The sequence below is a fragment of the Paenibacillus sp. ICGEB2008 genome, assembly GCF_000307675.1.
Lineage (GTDB): Bacteria > Bacillota > Bacilli > Paenibacillales > Paenibacillaceae > Paenibacillus > Paenibacillus polymyxa.
Genome location: NZ_AMQU01000009.1, coordinates 1 through 18443 on the forward strand (window position 1 = coordinate 1; position 18443 = coordinate 18443).

The 18443-nt window shown below is 44.5% G+C and carries 15 protein-coding genes and 2 rRNA genes; 14 read left to right on the forward strand and 3 right to left on the reverse strand.

All coding sequences use genetic code 11. The features are described 5' to 3' along the window. The 5 genes from C400_RS0110050 to C400_RS0110075 form a co-directional block, all read left to right on the forward strand. Positions 1-412, forward strand: a 23S ribosomal RNA gene (locus C400_RS0110050); the annotation flags it as partial. Between the two features lie 152 nt (positions 413-564). After that, positions 565-681, forward strand: a 5S ribosomal RNA gene (gene rrf / locus C400_RS0110055). Positions 682-1062: 381 nt separating this feature from the next. Beyond that, the gene (locus tag C400_RS0110065) at positions 1063-1914 is read left to right on the forward strand and encodes an alpha/beta fold hydrolase (RefSeq protein WP_017426875.1); all 852 of its coding nucleotides are present in this window, start codon (positions 1063-1065) and stop codon (positions 1912-1914) included. Between the two features lie 419 nt (positions 1915-2333). Then, the gene (locus C400_RS0110070) at positions 2334-3056 is read left to right on the forward strand and encodes a YjjG family noncanonical pyrimidine nucleotidase (protein WP_016818751.1); all 723 of its coding nucleotides are present in this window, start codon (positions 2334-2336) and stop codon (positions 3054-3056) included. Next, positions 3057-3617, forward strand: coding sequence for a GNAT family N-acetyltransferase (locus C400_RS0110075; RefSeq protein ID WP_017426876.1), 561 nt, complete (start codon positions 3057-3059; stop codon positions 3615-3617). A 65-nt stretch (positions 3618-3682) separates the two neighbouring features. Here C400_RS0110075 and C400_RS0110080 read toward each other — a convergent pair whose 3' ends face one another. Then, positions 3683-5959 carry an alpha-galactosidase gene (locus C400_RS0110080; RefSeq protein ID WP_017426877.1) on the reverse strand — a complete coding sequence of 759 codons (2277 nt, stop codon included), beginning with the start codon at positions 5957-5959 and terminating at the stop codon, positions 3683-3685. A gap of 39 nt (positions 5960-5998) precedes the next feature. Beyond that, on the reverse strand, positions 5999-6997 hold the full coding sequence (locus C400_RS0110085; protein WP_016818754.1) for a LacI family DNA-binding transcriptional regulator: 999 nt from the start codon (positions 6995-6997) through the stop codon (positions 5999-6001). 175 nt (positions 6998-7172) lie between these two features. Here C400_RS0110085 and C400_RS0110090 point away from each other — a divergent pair, with 175 nt between their 5' ends. From C400_RS0110090 to C400_RS0110125, 8 genes are all read left to right on the forward strand, one after another. Then, complete coding sequence (locus tag C400_RS0110090) at positions 7173-8981, forward strand: cache domain-containing sensor histidine kinase (RefSeq protein ID WP_016818755.1); 1809 nt, start codon at positions 7173-7175, stop codon at positions 8979-8981. After that, positions 8974-10080 (forward strand): response regulator transcription factor, encoded by a 1107-nt coding sequence (locus C400_RS0110095; protein ID WP_016818756.1) that lies wholly within the window; start codon positions 8974-8976, stop codon positions 10078-10080. Before C400_RS0110090 ends, C400_RS0110095 begins: the two co-directional genes overlap by 8 nt. Positions 10081-10325: 245 nt before the next feature. Then, positions 10326-11579 carry an ABC transporter substrate-binding protein gene (locus C400_RS0110100; RefSeq protein ID WP_017426878.1) on the forward strand — a complete coding sequence of 418 codons (1254 nt, stop codon included), beginning with the start codon at positions 10326-10328 and terminating at the stop codon, positions 11577-11579. A 78-nt stretch (positions 11580-11657) separates the two neighbouring features. Further along, positions 11658-12536 carry a carbohydrate ABC transporter permease gene (locus C400_RS0110105; RefSeq protein ID WP_017426879.1) on the forward strand — a complete coding sequence of 293 codons (879 nt, stop codon included), beginning with the start codon at positions 11658-11660 and terminating at the stop codon, positions 12534-12536. Between the two features lie 28 nt (positions 12537-12564). Further along, the gene (locus C400_RS0110110; protein WP_013371135.1) at positions 12565-13407 is read left to right on the forward strand and encodes a carbohydrate ABC transporter permease; all 843 of its coding nucleotides are present in this window, start codon (positions 12565-12567) and stop codon (positions 13405-13407) included. A 194-nt stretch (positions 13408-13601) separates the two neighbouring features. Continuing rightward, entirely contained in the window at positions 13602-15203 is a 1602-nt protein-coding gene (locus C400_RS0110115) for an alpha-amylase family glycosyl hydrolase (protein ID WP_017426880.1), read from the forward strand. 167 nt (positions 15204-15370) lie between these two features. Beyond that, entirely contained in the window at positions 15371-16093 is a 723-nt protein-coding gene (locus C400_RS0110120) for a hypothetical protein (RefSeq protein ID WP_068981553.1), read from the forward strand. A gap of 156 nt (positions 16094-16249) precedes the next feature. Continuing rightward, positions 16250-17314 carry a Gfo/Idh/MocA family oxidoreductase gene (locus C400_RS0110125; protein WP_017426882.1) on the forward strand — a complete coding sequence of 355 codons (1065 nt, stop codon included), beginning with the start codon at positions 16250-16252 and terminating at the stop codon, positions 17312-17314. Positions 17315-17424: 110 nt separating this feature from the next. Here the strand turns inward: C400_RS0110125 and C400_RS0110130 are convergent, their stop codons facing one another. Further along, positions 17425-17943, reverse strand: a complete 519-nt coding sequence (locus C400_RS0110130; RefSeq protein WP_017426883.1) for a DUF3231 family protein — start codon at positions 17941-17943, stop codon at positions 17425-17427. A 151-nt stretch (positions 17944-18094) separates the two neighbouring features. Here C400_RS0110130 and C400_RS0110135 point away from each other — a divergent pair, with 151 nt between their 5' ends. Next, the gene (locus C400_RS0110135) at positions 18095-18358 is read left to right on the forward strand and encodes a WGxxGxxG family protein (protein WP_016818763.1); all 264 of its coding nucleotides are present in this window, start codon (positions 18095-18097) and stop codon (positions 18356-18358) included. Positions 18359-18443: the final 85 nt, after the last annotated feature.

Here is an 18443-nt window from a genome sequence, read left to right on the forward strand (position 1 = left end):
TCGACGGGGAGGTTTGGCACCTCGATGTCGGCTCATCGCATCCTGGGGCTGGAAGTAGGTCCCAAGGTTGGGCTGTTCGGCCCATTAAGCGGTACGCGAGCTGGGTTCAGAACGTCGTGAGACAGTTCGGTCCCTATCTGTCGTGGGCGTAGGAATTTGAGAGGAGCTGTCCTTAGTACGAGAGGACCGGGATGGACGTACCGCTGGTGTACCAGTTGTTCCGCCAGGAGCACCGCTGGGTAGCTATGTACGGAAGGGATAAGCGCTGAAAGCATCTAAGCGTGAAGCCCCCCTCAAGATGAGATTTCCCAATTAGTAAGACCCCTTGGAGACGACGAGGTAGATAGGTTGGGGGTGGAAGTGCAGTAATGCATGGAGCTGACCAATACTAATCGGTCGAGGGCTTATCCTAAAGATAAGGCGCAATGAGTTTCGGATCCAGTTTTCAGGGTGTAACACCTTGAAGGTATGTAGAAATACATACGACAAGCGTATGGCTATTCATTCACACAATCCGTGATGAACCGAATAACCTTACGGAAGAATTTGCGAGGCAAATTCATGTTTGGTGGCGATAGCGGAGGGGTTCCACACGTACCCATCCCGAACACGACCGTTAAGCCCTCCAGCGCCGATGGTACTTGGACCGCAGGGTCCTGGGAGAGTAGGACGTTGCCAAGCACGAAAAAAGAGCACAGCCATTAGGGTTGTGCTCTTTTTGTATAACCAATTTATTTATCGGTCACCTGAACGGCTCATGCCATGCCTTCGGTTAAAAGTACTACAATACTCTGGTTGTTCCTTATACAGTACTGCCTGGAGGGCACTTAAGGATTGAAGTTTATGGGTAATTTCCTTTTGCCACTTTGTATCTCCGACTTGTACGGCAAGATTGAGAAGATCCAAATTCGGTTTTGTTTTTGAAAAAATCATGTTAAACTTTTCTCATAAAATAAACGGACTTTCAGAGGTGAGTTGTAGTGCTGGAACGCTCTATGGAGAATACAAGGGATTTAAACAACGGAAAGGGAGTGATTTAAAGAAGAAAAGGAGACGATGAGGATGAGCACTTATCAAACGGTTATTAGTGATGGATTTGAGCTGAAATATACTATAAGAGGTAACGGAAAGTCGATATTGGTGATCGGCAGTAGTGTATATTCTCCTCGCATATTTTCAGACCATTTATATAAAAAGTTTCAGTTTATTTTCTTAGATCATAGAGGGTTTGCAAAACCGACTCGTGCTTTAAAACCAGAAGACTATACTTTGGATAAAGTCATCAAAGACATAGAAACAGCAAGACAATGCCTTCATTTAGATCCATTTATCATATTAGGACATTCCGGGCATGCTTTTATGGCTTTGGAATATGCTAAACAATACCCAGAATATGTTGAAAAAGTGGTGCTATTAAATTCAGCGCCTACGAACAGCCAAGAAAGACAACGGCAAAGCTTGTCATACTTTTATGAAACGGCCAGTCCAGCCAGAAAAGAACGTTTTGAAAAAGATATTATTTTATTAGAGGATGATATCAAAAGAGATCCCGACAGAAGATTTGTTCACATGTGTATACGTATGGGAGCCCAAAGTTTTTATGATTATACCTATGATGCAGCTCATATGTGGAATGATGTGCACACGAACATGCCTATCATTGATTATTTATGGGGAGAAGCCTTCGGAAAGATAGATTTGATACAGTCCTTGGCAGATGTCGATAAGCCCATGTTTATTGGTCTTGGAAGAACTGATTACTTAGTCGCGCCTGTTTCATTGTGGGATCGGGTCGATGATAGCTATACGAACGTAAAAAAGGTGGTTTTTGAGCATAGTGGCCATAATCCGATGTTTGAAGAACCTCATTATTTTGATCAAACATTAACCGAATGGATTAATGAAAATCACTAGGTTTTTAAAACAGTCGATTCCGGTACTGGAAACAGACCTGAAGATGATGGCAGGTTGACCCTAAAGATCTACGAATGGAGAACAAATAGTTTGAATTTTAAAAGGAGAATGTTTACCTTTAGGCTTGTCACTGAAGCATCGGGGACAACTTGAGTTAGCATTCTCCTTTCATTTATAAATCGCTATGGTAGTAGTTTGGCACGAAGCATGTTACTTCGCACTGGCTCAAACTCATAGAAAATATTACTCTATTCTTTTTGTCATGACTTGACGGATCAATGAGGTTCTGTATAATAACCGAGAGATCATACTGTAATGATTGTCTATTTTCCGTTTTTTTATATCCCATCTGGAACAATTCCAAGGCTCACGGAGCTTAACCACAAAGTAAAGTTATGATATGGAGGTTGGAGGTCGTTTTGAAATACGAAATTATTTTGTTTGATGTTGATGATACGCTGTTTGATTTTAAAATGGCAGAGAGTCATGCGCTACATAATACGTTCACCCAATTTGGATTGCCGCAAGGGGCCACAGAGTACAAATCCAGCTATGATGAGATTAATAGTGTGTTGTGGCGAGAGGCAGAGGAAGGACTTATTACCTCGGCACAGTTGCGGGTGGAAAGATTTAAACGATTGTTTACTGTCCATAAGCTAGACTTCAATCCAGACGCCTTTAGTGCTGCTTATTTACGTTATTTGGGTGAAGGTGCTTTTTTGATGGACGGAGCGGTTGAACTATGTGACGTACTATCTGAGTATCGTTTGGCGATTATTACGAATGGAATCAAAGAGGTACAAACCTCCAGAATTCAGCTCTCTCCGCTGCGTGATGTGTTTGAGCAGGTAATTATTTCAGAAGAAGTGGGTTGCCAAAAGCCACAAGCTGGTATTTTCGATTACGCATTTGCCAAGCTAGCCATTTCAGATAAAAGTAAGGTCCTTATGGTCGGCGATTCTTTAACCTCTGATATTCAAGGAGGGAATAAGTACGGAATTGATACCTGCTGGTTCAACCCTGCCAGAAAAACAAATACGTCTGGTATTCAACCCACTTATGAAATAACAAGTTTAATGGAACTACTGAGTAGTGTACTTTCAATAGGGTCTGTACTGAATCGTACGTCGGCGGAAATCTAGATGAATGATGTAGAAATCAGAAGACCGAAAGTTAAAGATGCCGAAAAGTTAAATGAATTGTTTAGAATAGTGATTACAGACACATTTGCTAAAGAAGGTATTGGAAGCAAGCTGGAGGATATAGAGGATGAAATTGAGACTAAAAGAGCGTATTTGGAAAGTGACTTAGAAAGCCACGGTGAGCAACGATATTTTTTAATCGCTGTAGACGGGGATCGAATAATGGGTTCAATTGAATATGGCCCGGCAAGTGAACTTATAAGTAAATCTACCAATGATGCATTAAAAAATTTGTGCGAGGTAGGAACTGTATTTGTTCACCCTGACTACCAGAGGATTGGAGTAGGAAATTTATTATTGAAATCAATGTATCTGGCGTTGAAAGATAGAGGAGTAGAAGAATTTTGTTTAGATAGTGGGTATCGTATTGCACAAAAAATATGGGAAAAGAAGTTTGGAACTCCTGATTATTTATTAAAAGATTATTGGGGAAAAGGCTTTGATCATATGATATGGAGAATCAAAATCAAGGATGCTATTAAATGGTCACAAAGTTATTAAACAAGGCAGGTCGGAAAATCGACCTGCCTTGTTTTAATTTTTTATCGTCACCGGCTGAACTATGATTAACAAGAGATAGCTTTAAGGCGGAAGGTAGAGCTGGCAAAATCCCCAGTGAGATCCGAGACAACAAGTCCAATCTTCATTAGACGGTCACCTCCAAAAATTTCACCGTCGAACGCCACACGGAAGGGGGAGACGCCATCTTCAGCCAAGGTACCACCGACAGGTTCTGAAGTATTGCTGGTTGCCCCGGTTTCGATTATATACTTTTTAGCTGGGTCAAGTCCTTTTAGAGTTAGTCGCCGGATAGGACCATTTGGCTCAGCCAACACACGGAAGTAAGCGACAAAAGCTTCGGACTGGTCCTCGCTAACAAACATCCAGGCAGTATTGCCTCGGCCCTCAAACGGACTAAGAAGTCGATACATATCTCCCTGCTGTACAAGGGAACGGATTTCTTTATACTGGGCAATTTGTCTGGCAGCAAGCTCTTTTTCTTCATTCGTAAATGCAGTAAGGTCAAGCTCGTAGCCAAAATTCCCGCTCATTGCCACGTCGCCACGTATGGCGAGGGAGGTGTTTCGTCCCACCTGGTGGTTCGGCACGTTCGATACGTGGGCCCCCATGGTACTGGCCGGATACACGATGCTGGTGCCGTACTGGATAGCCAATCTTTCAATAGCATCAGTGTCATCACTGGTCCATGTCTGCGGCATATAGTAGAGCATCCCGGGATCGAATCGGCCACCTCCACCAGAACAGCTTTCAAACAAGATGTCCGGGAAGCGTGAGGTCAGGCGTTCCAGCAGATCATAAAGTCCGAGCATATAACGGTGCGCAGTTTCTTTTTGACGTTCGCTAGTAGCGGTAGCCGAAGCAATCTCCGTCATATTACGATTCATGTCCCACTTGACATAAGTAATTGGGGCGATCGAGAATACGGAGCTCAGCGTCTCGTACAAGTAATCGCATACTTCCTTGCGGGAGAGATCAAGCACCAATTGGGATCGGCCTTCCGTCCGCCGCCGACCTTCCGCATGTAGGCACCAGTCGGGATGGGTGCGGTACAGTTCACTATCAGGTGATACCATTTCCGGCTCAACCCACAAGCCAAATTGTAATCCTTGTTCATTAACCCGTTTGGCTAGGTCGGTGAGACCTCCAGGTAGCTTGCGGCGGTCTTCGAACCAGTCCCCAAGCGAACTGTTGTCGTTGTCGCGCTTGCCAAACCAACCGTCATCAAGAACAAATAGCTCAATTCCAAGAGGTCCCGCTTCTTTGGCAATCGCCTCGATTTTATTGGCGTCGAAGTCAAAATATGTGGCTTCCCAATTGTTCACGAGAATCGGGCGTTCCTTGTCGCGATAAGTTCCTCGGCACAGACGTGTGCGGTAGAGTCGGTGATAGGTGCGCGACATGCCCCCAAGACCTTCTTCGGAAAAGACCAGCACGGCTTCAGGGGTCTGGAATGACTGACCCGGTTCAAGCCGCCAGGAGAAGTCAAAAGGATTGATTCCGATACTTACACGGGTCTGATTAAACTGCTCTACTTCCGCCTGCGCAACGAAATTGCTGCTGTAGATTAGACTGAAGCCGTACACATCCCCACGATCTTCTGTTGCATCTGGACGAAGCAGGGCCAGAAAGGGATTCATTTGGTGACTGCTCGAGCCTCGCCGGCTTTCCAACCGAATGGCGCCGGGTCCAAGATCGCGGCGTTGGATATGTCTTTCCCGAACCCAGGCGCCAGATAGATAGAGAGCTTGATAATTGGAATCGGCGAAGTCGACAGAGGCGCTCATTGCCTGCTCAATATTCATGACAGCGCTTCCCTTATGTTCAAAAAGAGTAGACCTAGCAATAGCGCTGTGATTCGCAAATACAGTATAGAGCAGTGTAGCCTTAAGACCTGAGTGCTGGTCCTCAAGGAACAACAGGAGAGTTGTTGCTTCATCATCCGATTCGGTATAGACGGAAGGGAGGCCTTCAAGCTTTGGTTTGCCCGGTTCAACACGGTGGCCACTATATTTTAGCTCCGTAGTTCGAGTTCCATCCGCAAGCGCAACCTGATAAGCCGGTTGACGGAAGTCGCTTGTCCCATACTGTGGATATTCCTGTGGAAGCGCATCCAAAGAAAGCGCACGATTAGAAGAAACGGGAGTGGGGGAGAAGGAGCAGCGCTCTCTAAGCTCCAATATACTTGCGAGACTTTGGTCATGATGAAGTTGAGCTCCCCAATAGACATGTGCAGGATATCCTTCGACCAACTGGATAATATAGCTGCAATCCTTGGACTGCAGGTGAAACAAACCAAGCGCTTCGTTAACATGAATGTTCATGATATTCACTCCTTAGGGGGTTATCATCTCGATTGACTCTCAAATATTGATTTTACTGTTGATGCATGAGCTTTCCCGTATGACAAGCTTAGTCCCGATCACGCTGTACGCAGGTGGTTCACGTCCCTCAAACCGTTCAGAGAGCAACTGCACGGCAGCTTTTCCCATTTGTTCGGGATAGGCACGTACAGTAGTTAGCGGAGGCTGCACGAAGGCCGCCATCTCAATGTCGTCGAAGCCGACAACAGCCATATCTTCGGGCACCTTGACTCCATGTCCATGAAGGGCGCGGAGGGCTCCAATGGCGAGCGGATCGCTGGCAGCGAAGCAGGCTGTCGGTCGTTCCTGCTCGGCTAGAAGCTCGTTCATCATGAGATATCCATCCGCAGTACTCCAGGCGCCTATGCGGACGAACTTCGGATTATACAAACCTCGTTCCCGCATGAATCGTTCAAAATAATGCGCCCTTCGCTCTCCATCGCTCTTCCCGCCAATAAATCCGATTTGTCGGTGGCCAAGCTCGAGCAGATGTCCAAGTGCCTGGTCCACCGCCTGCCGAAAATGGAGTCGTACGGAATCGTATTCCAGCTGCTCATGGTACTGGTCGACAAGGACAATGGTGTTCTTGTCCGGATACAGCTTGGACACCTCTTCAGGATCAACGCCGCCCACGACAATCAGACCATCCGCCTTCTGCAAGGTGTCGAGAGATGAACGGCCTCGCAGCGTCTGTCCCAATGTCAGGCCAAGCTCCTCACAGCGCAGTTCGATTCCACGGCGGATCGAGGCGTAATACGGATCGTCTCTTTCCTCCTCTATGGAACACCACAGCAGGAGGGAGACCGTTTTCCCGGCACGTTCCGTGTTCCTCTTTAACTGCCTCAGGCGGGAAGGCTTATACCCGAGCTGCTCAGCAATTAAAAAAATTCTGTTTTTGGTGTCTGGACTCACGGATAGTGACAGATCGTTATTTAAAACCCTTGAAACGGTTGCGGCAGACACTCCCGCTTCGCGGGCAATGTCTTTAATGGTTGCCAAAGAGCTCACACCTTTTTAGTTAATAATTTTACTAAAAATCGACTTTATCCTAACACATACTTTTGGTACTTTCAAGATGGATTGTTGAATTTTTTTAACATTATTTTAGTTCTACTACTGTTCAGATTAGTTGTGTTAACATGATGAATATTCTCTGATGACGGAGGGGTCTTATTTGAATATTCTGTCCCTAGCTCGTAAGTGGTTTGGTCGCCTTCGCTTTAAAAGCAAGGTTATAGCGGTATTTCTCCCGCTGATCATTATTTCTCTGCTCATTCTTGGACTTGTGTCCAACCAACTTTTCAGTCGTTCATTGATAGAGCAAACGACCAGCAACGTAGTTGACGAATCTCAGCTTATCCTGTCCCGGACCGACTACATATTCAGTAGTGTGGAAACGGCGGCCAACATTATGGTCACGAATATTAACCGGATGTATGATTCATACGGTGCTAGACCTGATACTGCCATAGATCGTGTTCAATTTGGTAACCTGATGCAAAGCCGTCTATCTATTGATTTATCAATCTTTCGCGAAGTGGATGCGGCGGTATTTATTGATAATGAAGGGACAATTTTTGCTTCTTATACCGAAAGTGGGGATGATAGTAAAGTCTATAGCATGCTCAAGCGGGTAAGGGAATCCGAAAGTTATGGACAAGCACTCTGGTTTGATATGGAGAAGAGAGATTTCCTAACACCGGATTCCAACTCTCCGGTTTTGACGCTGGGAAAGATGGTCATTAATATAGACACCGGCGAACCCTATGGAACGCTTTTTCTGTTAGTGAAGGAAGAAGGGTTGTCTGATTATTTTCGTTCCAGCGATCCCGATGCGCCCAAATCTTATTATTTTTTAGATAACGAGATGCGTGTGGCTGTGGCAGAAGACAATGGGATGCTGATGAAGCCAGTGAGTTCACAGTTAGCGGAGGCCATCCAAGGCTGTGGATCTGATGTGTCCCCAAAAACATGTTCATTTGAGGATGGCGGCAATCTCGTAACGGTCAATGATTATAACCGGATGGGTTGGAAGCTGGTCAATATTGTTTCTCTTAGCCTGCTTACAGCTGATGTCCGGCAAAATGTAAGGCTTTCACTCTTAATCGGCGTATTTTGTCTTGCTTTTTCCTGGCTCGGTGCTAGCTTCCTGTCCAAAATGGTCGTTAGTCCTCTCGAACAGCTGACTAGAGCCATGCGAAAAGTAGTAGCCGGCGATTTACAATCGGTTGCGATAGTTCGAACAGAAGATGAAATCGGTACCATTGCTGAAGCTTTTAACTTTATGATAAGACGGATTCGGGAATTGCTGGATGAAGTGAGGCAGGAGCAAAACCGCAAGCGTGAATATGAACTCGCACTGATGACGGCTCAAATAAAACCGCATTTTCTGTACAACACTTTAGATACCATTTATGCACTGAATGAGTTGGATCGTAATGATGAGGCTAGAGATACTACGAAGGCGCTGGCAGATTTTTATAGAATGGTGCTAAATAAAGGACGGGAACTCATTATTTTAGAAAAGGAAGCTCAGATTACTGATGATTACCTGACTATTCTGCAAATCCGTTATCCCGATGTGTTCCGCTATGAAGTGGATATCCCTCCAGAGCTTGCGGGTACACCGATCCCGAAACTCTCGCTCCAGCCACTTGTCGAGAATTCGATTTACCATGGTCTTAAGAAGAAAGGAACCAAAGGTTTTATCCGTATTTTCGCTTTTACACAGAACGATAGGGTGATCGTCCGGGTGGAGGACAACGGTGTAGGAATGGACGAAATTCAAGTTCAGAACATTATGTCCAGACATTTACCGAAAGAAGGAATACGATCAATCGGTACCTATAGCGTTCAGCAACGGCTGAGCCTGTATTTTGGCGAGGAGTATGGGATATCCGTGCAGAGTGTTCTCGGAGAGGGAACCATTGTTGACCTGTCGCTACCAACGCAGCCAAAGGGGAGTGTACACCAAGATGTATAAAGTGATGATTGTTGATGATGAGCCGCTGTTTCGAGACTTTCTGCGAATTAAGATAGACTGGGAAAGTCACGGCTTTCGGGTTTGCTGTGAAGCAAGGAACGGGCAGGAAGCACTTCAGGAAGCCGAGCGGCATCAGCCGCACCTTGCCCTCGTTGATATCAATATGCCCTTTATTGACGGAATTGAATTAGCCGAGAGGTTGAAAGTCAAGTTCGAACGAATCGTAATTGTATTCATATCCGGGCATAACGAGTTTGAATATCTACAGAAGGCCGTTCGAACTGGAGTGCAGGATTATTTGCTGAAACCGTTCAATGCAGAAGAAATGCTCTCAATGTTGGAGCGTATTAAAGCGAAATTACCAGTGCTTCCACAGGAGAGTGAAAGTGCAGAGTTAAGGGGACAGGACGGCGAAGTGTTGCATAGCAGAGCAGGTATGCCTGATTTGGGTCATCTACGCGATGCGGTTGTGCTTGACCTCCGAATGAAAGACAGTGAAACGCTAGAGGAGGTCCGCAAGGCAATCCGCCAGCTTAGTAAATATAAATGGGGAGATGAATACGCAGATGCGATGCTTATGGGAATCGTCTCTTTAGCCCTTTCTTTTGCCAGTGAACGTGGCATTCCTTATGACCAGCTATGGGAAAACGGAGGAGACAAGTCTCCTTACGAACGGCTGCGAGAGTTAGATTCCTGGGAGGCTGCTGAAGGTTGGATGCTCGCCCTATACCGCAAGCTGATCCTGCTGATGGAGAATATGCGTCCTACGAAGGCTTCCAATTTATTCGCGGCGGCGATCAACTATATTGAGGAACATTATGCAGACGCAGAGTTGTCTGCTGAGCAGGTGTCGTGCGGAGTATTCGTCGATCCCAGCTACCTGCGCCGCGTATTTCGCAAGGAGTCTGGCTTTTCCATAGTGGATCACATTACACACATCCGAATGAAGAAGGCTAAGGAGCTTCTGCTGAAAGGCAATCGGAAGCTGTCAGAAATCGCTGAAAGTGTCGGTTATAGTGACCCCAATTATTTCAGCAAATGTTTCAAGAAACGTTTTGGTATGACACCCACTGAATATGAGCAACTCAAAAAGAGATAGTATCTGCCTTGTGAGGCAGAACACATCAATTTAAGCCTGGCGGTTTTCCTATATGGAGGACCGCTGCTCTATTTGTCCCGTTTTTTACTGATAATACCCGTTTTATTCCTTAAAGAAGAATAGAGGCAGCGGTATACTGTAGTCAAGCAAATGAAAGCGCAATCATCAAAGACTCTTCATGAGGGGGATAAAACAAATGAAAAAAAAATCTTAAAATTTGGAGTGCAGCCTTGCTAGTACTCACCATGTCCGTAGGATTGGTTGCTTGTGGCGAAGACAACTCAGCCTCTTCCCATAACGGATCAGGGGACGGAACGATCAAATTGAAGGTGTATGCGCAGCATTTCGATGACGATACCATTAAGCCGTTCGATTATGCGGTGGCAGAGCTCAAAAAGAAGATGCCAAACGTAGAAATTGAATTGGATCCTGCCGTGCAGGACGGAGGCCAGAAGCTTAAAACATATGCGGCAACGGGCAACATGCCAGATGTTTATTTAGCGGATTGGTCTGTCCTGCAAACTTTTGCAAAATCGAAAAATGTCGAGGTTCTTGACAACTATGACACAACAGCCGAATTCAAGAAGAGTCTTAACCCGGGAGTTGAATCGCGTTTGGTAGCTCCTGACAATCATGTGTATGCTTACCCTGAAACTGGTATTGAATTCCAAATGATTTATTACAACAAGTCCATTTTTGAGAAGGTAGGAATCAAAACACCGCTTAAGACGATTGACCAGATGGCCGATGCAGCGAAAAAGTTAAAAGCTGCTGGTTATGTACCGATGTCGATCTTTGCAAAGGAAAAATGGATTACGACCGCTTTTTATAACGGACTGGTTACAAGAGAGCAGCCGCGTGGATTTGGAGCACTTGAGGAGAAGGATGTAAAAGCATTGCCAGAAGCATTCGTAACAGCAGCACAGCAAATGAAGCAACTGCAAAGAGCCGGATTGTTCGATGCCAACGCTACGAACACCAATTATGATCAGGCATCCTCCCTATTTTATCAGGGCAAAGCTGCCATGTTCGTGAATGGACAATGGGAAATTTACAGTTCCCAGGAAAAGCTGGGCGATCAAGTCGATTGGATGTACTGGCCTGCAAAGGATGAAGCAACCTACGAGAAGTCCAAATATTTTATTGACGGCTCAGGTTCTCCGCAAGGTTATGCAGTATCAGCGAATAGCAAAAATAAGGAAACAGCCATAAAGGTAGCGGCATTCCTTGCCTCGAAGTCAGCAGAGTACAGATACACTCAACTTGGAAGTCCGATAGTTCCAGTGAAAGTAGATAAGCCAATGGCCTCCAATGTTCCAGCAATGATGCAGCGAGTTGTCAAAGAGTTGCTGCCTAATGCGCAGGAATATGCTCAACTTCTGAGCAATACAAAAATTCAGAACACCATTAATGACAATACTCAAAATATGATGGTAGACAACTTTTCTGAAAACGATTTTGTGAGCAATCTGAATAGCACATTGAATAAAGAAAACTGAGAATTCAGGGAATCGGCAACCCTTGGCGGCATAAGGCGCTGGGGGTGCTGTTCCAAAGATAAGGGGTGGAAGCAAGACATGAATAAATATTTGGGGAACAAACCGGCGCTCGCACTGTTTCTCCTCCCTGCTTTGATACTGTATAGCGTGATTCTAATCTATCCTGTTTTGCAAACCGTTCTTCGCAGCTTTTATGATTGGGATGGTCTTAGTACGCTGACCTTTTCGGGATTGAATAATTACCGAGAATTATTCTCCGATCCTCTACTTGGGACTTCGCTTAAGAACGGATTGATCTTTGCAATTGTACTGGCAGTCTTTCAGATCGGACTGGGAACGATATTGGCACTAATCTGTGCGGACCCACGTACACGCGGGCGGAAAATACTGAAAACGGCTTATTTTATCCCAGTTGTCCTATCGGTAACCGTGGTGTGCCAGCTATGGATTGCAATCTACGATCCAACCAACGGATTAATCAACCGACTGTTTGACCTCTTGAACATCCCATATCAGCAAAATTGGTTGAGCTCCCCAACAACATCCATTATTGCCATCGCCTTTGTTAATGCCTGGCAGTTTATGGGATACCAATTCTCGTTGTTATATGCGGGAGTTAAGTCAATACCCGAAGACTACTTTGAGGCGGCCACGATTGACGGTTGCAGCAAATGGAAAGCGCATCTGCATGTTACGCTTCCTTTAATGAGGGAAACATACAAATTTTGCTTCATTATCGCGATAACCTCTGGAATAGGGGCGTTTGTGCAGATGCTGATTATGACAAATGGTGGGCCCGGCACTACAAACTATACAATGACATTCATGATTTATCGCTATGCTTTTATGGAGAGCAACTATGGTTATGCGTGTGCTGTATCCGTGCTGCTTGTATTAATCTCGTTATTGGCAACTGTAGTTATCAATAAGCTGTTCGACCGCGGACAAACCGCCTGATGAGGCGTGTATTGAAAAGGAGAACGAAATGAGTAAAACCGCTTTGAGCAAGTTCAGACATGCTGCCCTGCAGATACCACTGTGGTTGTATCTAATTGTTTCGGTCTACCCGTTGTTTTGGATGGTATCCTACTCGTTAAAGAACAACGATGAGATCTTCGTCTCTAACCCATTTGGACTGCCAACGCATTTTCGATACGAAAATTATATTAATGCCTGGACACAATTTAATATTCCCCGTTACTTTCTGAACAGTCTGGTCGTATCCACGATTTCGACTCTGTTTATCCTTTTACTAGCTCTGATGTTTGCCTTCGCAGTGGCTCGTATGAGGTGGAGATTTCGTTCTACCGTCCGGACTTATATGACCATAGGAATGTTTATGCCGCTTCAGGTTATCATGATACCGCTGGCGATTCTGGTTCGCGATTTTAATCTAACGAATACGTATGGAGCTCTTATTCTTCCTTATATCGCAATTGGCCTTCCTTTCTCGTCCATGATTTTCTATGGGTTCCTTACAGGAATCCCTAAGGAGATAGAAGAGGCAGCATGCATGGATGGAGCTAATATTTATAGACTGTTCCTGAAAATCATTGTACCCCTTGCATTACCTGCAATTGCAACTGTAGCCATTTTTCAATTTTTGAACAACTGGAATGAGTTCACTTTGGCCTATATTCTCATTTCTGATGAAAATATGAAGACATTGCCGCTAGGCTTGCTTTTCTTCCAAGGTTCTTATAGTACAGATTGGGGAGCCATGGGGGCTGTTATGACTATTGCCTCCTTACCGATGGTACTCGTGTATCTGTTCTTGAGTGAACAAGTGGAGCGGGCGATGACGGTAGGTTCCGCTGTAAAAGGATAAAAATAGACTTGCAAGCAAACTGCCTGGTTTAAGGATCAGAAAAAGATCCTCTAACCCAGGCAGTTTGTTCGATACAGACATCAAACAATAAAATCGATATTTTCCACTATAATAGATAATAATATCCCCTTTTTTTGGGTGGTTTTTCTTTATAATGAAGGCGCACCCATAACAATTAAAGGAGCTGATATGTTTTGACTCGTAACAAACGCTTAAGAAAATGGTCCACGATCCTGTTAACGGTGCCTATGCTCACGATGTTCGCCTCAAGTGCAATGGCCGAGCAGGATATGAACGGGCATAAGCCTCCGACTTCTGCTGGAAGCGGCGTGTTTTACGAAATTTATATCAATTCTTTTTATGATTCGAACGGGGACGGACATGGTGATTTAAAAGGTATTACGCAAAAGCTTGATTACTTAAACGACGGCAATCCCCGTTCGGGTAAGGATTTGCAGGTCAGCGGTCTCTGGCTCATGCCACTGAATCCGTCTCCAAGCTACCATAAATATGATGTAACTGACTACTATCAAGTGGACCCGCAGTACGGGAATCTGAATGATTTCCGCACCTTGACGAAAGAAGCAAAAAGAAAAGGTGTCAAGGTGATCATTGACCTTGTTATCAATCATTCAAGTAGCGAGCACCCTTGGTTCAAGGAGGCTAGTGCCAACCCGCAAAGCAAATACCATGACTATTACGTATGGGCTGATGAGAATACAAACCTGGATGAAAAGGGATCATGGGGCCAGCAGGTATGGCATAAGAATCCGAATGGCGAAGGGTATTTTTACGGTACCTTCTGGTCCGGGATGCCGGATCTGAATTTTGATAATCCCGAAGTCCGCAAGGAAATGATCAAAGTCGGTAAGTATTGGCTACAGCAAGGTGCAGACGGCTTCCGGCTTGATGCGGCGATGCATATTTTTAAAGGGCAAACGAAGGACGGTGCCGATAAAAACATTGCGTGGTGGAATGAATTCCGTTCCGAGATGGAAAAGATAAATCCAAACGTATATCTGGCAGGAGAGGTATGGGATAAACCGGAGACAATAGCTCCTTATTACGAATCGCTCCACTCTCTGTTTAATTTTGACCTGGGCGGAACGATATTGAACTCTGTGAAAAACGGTCGAGATCAAGGTATTGCTACATTCTCCGAGAAAACGCTGAAGCTGTACAAATCATACAATAAGGCGGCACTCGATGCTCCATTTTTAAGCAATCATGACCAAACCCGAGTTATGAGCGAGCTGGGCGGGGATGTACGAAAAGCCAAGCTGGCTGCATCCATTCTTTTGACGTTGCCGGGTCAGCCGTTTCTCTATTATGGGGAAGAGATCGGCATGAAGGGAGAGAAGCCCGATGAGTATCTTCGAGAGCCTATGCGCTGGTACAAGGGAGAAGGCCTCGGTCAAACAAAGTGGGAGGAACCCAAATACAACAAAGGCGAAGTATCGGTGGAAGCGCAGTTGCGGGACAATGATTCTCTGCTGGAAAGCTACCGCACGCTTATCCGTCTGAGGGAAGAACATGAGGCTCTTCGCAGCGACAGTCTAGAGCCGATCCAAGCAGGTTCTGCCAGCGTGACGGCATACAAACGTTCTTCAGGCAAAGAAACATTGTATGTATATCATAATCTGTCAGGAGAGCCGGTTACCATCCAGATGAAAGATCGAGATAAGGAAAAGCGGAAAGTGGTTTTCTCTACCTCAAAGGATGCTAAAGTAAGGAAAGAAACGGTGACGATTCCCGCTTACAGTTCTTTAATTACCCAAGAAGATAGAAAGAGCTGAGCTACGCAAACTTACAGCCACAATAAGGATGGATATTTATTGGTAAATACATGTGGGGGGTGTGAAGAACACCCCTCTTGTAAAACTGTAATATATACTCAAATATAAGCTCGTAAGGAGGATGCAACCTGATCTCTTCCACTCATCAAAAGCGTATAGTTGCTGTGATGAATTCGTTACCGGTAAAGCAAAAGTATTCTAAAAACGAATTACTGATTAATGATTTCAAATTAAAGTCTTCGGGAGACGTTGAAATGTTCTATTCCCCGCATAATGAATATATCAATTCTTCCGCGAAAGTAATGCTAGTTGGTATTACACCCGGTTGGCAGCAGATGGAAATTGCCTTTCGAACTGCCATAGTAACTTTGAAGGATCAACAGTCATATGAGGAAGCTTGTAAAAAAGCCAAATTTGCAGCAAGGATGGCCGGTTCCATGCGAGACAACTTAATAAATATGCTTCAAGAAATAGGATTGCATGATTTTTTGAAAGTGTCGCATGTACGTAAACTATTTGATTCAGATTGCTCGTTGTTACATACAACTTCCTTAATTCGTTTTCCAGTCTTCGTAAATAAAGAGAATTACAATGGACATCAACCTTCCATGATTAATCATGCTTTTTTGTATGGAGCAGTGCTTGAATCTTTTCTTCCTGAATTAGAATGTTTAGAGTATCCACTTATTATTCCACTAGGAAAGTCAGTCGAGACTGTTCTTCGTCGCTTGCTTGATGAACAGAAAATTCAAGAAAAGAAAATTCTGTGGGGGTTCCCTCACCCGTCTGGTGCTAATGGTCATCGAATAAAACAGTTTCAAAATTCAAAGAAGTCAATGCAGGAAATCTTGAGTGAGTATTTATCCAATACTGAATCCCCTAGATCTTGATATCCCCCTTTTTTTGGGGAAAGATTTCCTTTATAATGAAAGCGTATGCAATAACATCTTACAGATGACCTGCATGGCAGTACCCGATTTACAATTGAATTCGATCCGTGAGCAACCGTTTGATAGGTGGTGGCTCAATTTAGGAGTGGAAGGAAAATGAAAATGGACAATCGGAAATACAATGTAGTTATTATTGGTTATGGAGGTATGGGAAGCTACCATGTTCAATTAATTGAACCTATTGAGCAGCTTGCCATTGGCGGTGTATATGATATTGTCGATTATCGGATGGAATTGGCTGCAGCAGCCGGCTATAAAACCTATGCCAGTCTAGATGCCGTTCTCGGCGATCAGGACGTAGATATTGTATTAATAGCAACGCCTAATGACGTTCATAAAGAAATTGCGATCCAAGCATTGCAAGCTGGCAAACATGTTATTTGTGAAAAGCCCGTTACGATCACGAGCGCAGATTTCTTAGATATTGTCGAGGTGGCCAAGCAAGAAAATCGTCTGTTTACAGTACATCAGAATCGCAGATGGGATGAAGACTTCCGTATTGTCAAAGATATAATCAGTAGGAAGACTGTTGGCGATCTTTTCCATCTGGAATCGCGGGTTCAGGGAGCTAACGGCATTCCAGGCGATTGGCGGCAATTGAAGGCGTATGGTGGAGGAATGCTGCTGGATTGGGGAGTGCATCTGTTGGATCAGCTACTTCAGATTACGAACAGTCAAATCGAAAGCGTGACCGCTACCTTAAGTTATATTTTGGGGACAGAAGTGGATGACGGCTTTAGTAGCTTCATTGAGTTTAAGGACGGTCTTACAGCGGTCATTGAAGTAGGTACAACGAATTACGTAAAGTTGCCGCGTTGGTATGTTAAAGGAACCGAAGGAACCGCAGTGATCAAGGATTGGGATCTGAGCGGAGAGATTGTCACTCGGAATCCAGATGTCGCTCACGTGGAACCCAAACCGATTCAAGCAGGTCAAGGGTTGACGAAAACGATGGCACCTCCGTCTGAGGAATCCACCCTTAAGTTCCCGATTGAGAAAATACCTGCTGCTGCAGAAAGCTTTTACGAAAATTTTGTCTCCACCATTGAAGGAAAAGCCGAGCTTGCGATCAAAAGCGAAGAAGTGCACCGTGTACTGGTGCTGATTGAGACGATTTTTGAGGCGGCAGCGACCAAAAGCGTGATTCGAAGAGATATTTAACGAATTGTAAACAAATCTAACCCCCATTGTCCTCATTTTGAGGATAATGGGGGTTATTGTTTTAACTTTCAATCTGTTCTGAATATGGCTAGAAGCGATTTAATCTATTTTTAAACTTCAACAGCTTCAGGCCTTTTCACTTGAAGGGGAGGAGGCACCAGCCATCCTTTTTCTTTAGTCATTTGAAGAATCTTAACTCCTAAAGCAGTTTTGGTAGCATGATATTTTGCAAACAAGGCCCCTATATCCTCTCTAATGGATTGCCCCATCACTTGACTACAAGCCACCAGTCCCAATGAGGTATCAGACGCAATTTTAGCAGCAATCTCCGGGTCAGTGAAGCGCGCACCAACAGGAATATCTTCAAGTTTCACTGGAGGTCTTTCTGGTAAGGCTGGCGCTGGAGCAATCCCATTATCAGTAAGGAGTGTATCACACTCTTTAATTTCAAGTTTCGCTTGATCAATGAGTGCATCCAATGTTTTTTTCAAATCCTTATCTCCTGTATGATTCAGGAATGCTTGGTAGAAAGACAGAGCTCCTTTTGCGGCCAATGAAAATTGCCAAACACCGGAAATTTCACCATAGTGCATAGGTTCATCTTTTGGATTTCCACTTAATATTCCCATCATAACCGCTCCTTTAATATTTTTTACACCGATCTTATAGTTCCAATTAATGATTAAAAGTATCCAAATAAATTTGTAATTACACAATGGAATAAGGAGCAGTTTTTTGGAGAAATTATATGCATCACACTTTCAGGGAGGATTCCTTTTTATGAAAAAACAAATAGTCACTGCTGTAGCTTCCATGTTCTTCTTTGCAGCTTTAGTCGTTCCTTCATCAGCACAAAGTGCAAATGTAGATGTGGCCAATGACACAGCTAATAATGCTTATCACAACAACAATTCAACCTACAACGCTAACAGTGTACGAGCAAACGCCGTAGATAATGACAACGATATGGATTGGGGATGGATTGGCTTACTTGGGTTACTGGGACTGGCTGGAATGCGCAAAAGAGTATCTGACCATAAATAATTAGTAAACTACAATGGGTTTCAAAACAAAAACACCTTCAGGAGAATGCTTCCATTTCTAAAAGGAGGCCGATTTTGAAAGGTGT

Excerpts from the sequence above, each read along its gene's own strand:
- C400_RS0110110 (WP_013371135.1), top strand. The coding sequence starts at position 12,565 with ATGAGTAAAACCGCTTTGAGCAAGTTCAGACATGCTGCCCTGCAGATA.
- C400_RS0110075 (WP_017426876.1), top strand. The coding sequence starts at position 3,057 with ATGAATGATGTAGAAATCAGAAGACCGAAAGTTAAAGATGCCGAAAAG.
- C400_RS0110120 (WP_068981553.1), top strand. The coding sequence starts at position 15,371 with ATGAATTCGTTACCGGTAAAGCAAAAGTATTCTAAAAACGAATTACTG.
- C400_RS0110065 (WP_017426875.1), top strand. The coding sequence starts at position 1,063 with ATGAGCACTTATCAAACGGTTATTAGTGATGGATTTGAGCTGAAATAT.
- C400_RS0110100 (WP_017426878.1), top strand. The coding sequence starts at position 10,326 with ATGTCCGTAGGATTGGTTGCTTGTGGCGAAGACAACTCAGCCTCTTCC.
- C400_RS0110105 (WP_017426879.1), top strand. The coding sequence starts at position 11,658 with ATGAATAAATATTTGGGGAACAAACCGGCGCTCGCACTGTTTCTCCTC.
- C400_RS0110080 (WP_017426877.1), bottom strand. The coding sequence starts at position 5,959 with ATGAACATTCATGTTAACGAAGCGCTTGGTTTGTTTCACCTGCAGTCC.
- C400_RS0110095 (WP_016818756.1), top strand. The coding sequence starts at position 8,974 with ATGTATAAAGTGATGATTGTTGATGATGAGCCGCTGTTTCGAGACTTT.
- C400_RS0110125 (WP_017426882.1), top strand. The coding sequence starts at position 16,250 with ATGAAAATGGACAATCGGAAATACAATGTAGTTATTATTGGTTATGGA.
- C400_RS0110130 (WP_017426883.1), bottom strand. The coding sequence starts at position 17,943 with ATGGGAATATTAAGTGGAAATCCAAAAGATGAACCTATGCACTATGGT.
- C400_RS0110135 (WP_016818763.1), top strand. The coding sequence starts at position 18,095 with ATGAAAAAACAAATAGTCACTGCTGTAGCTTCCATGTTCTTCTTTGCA.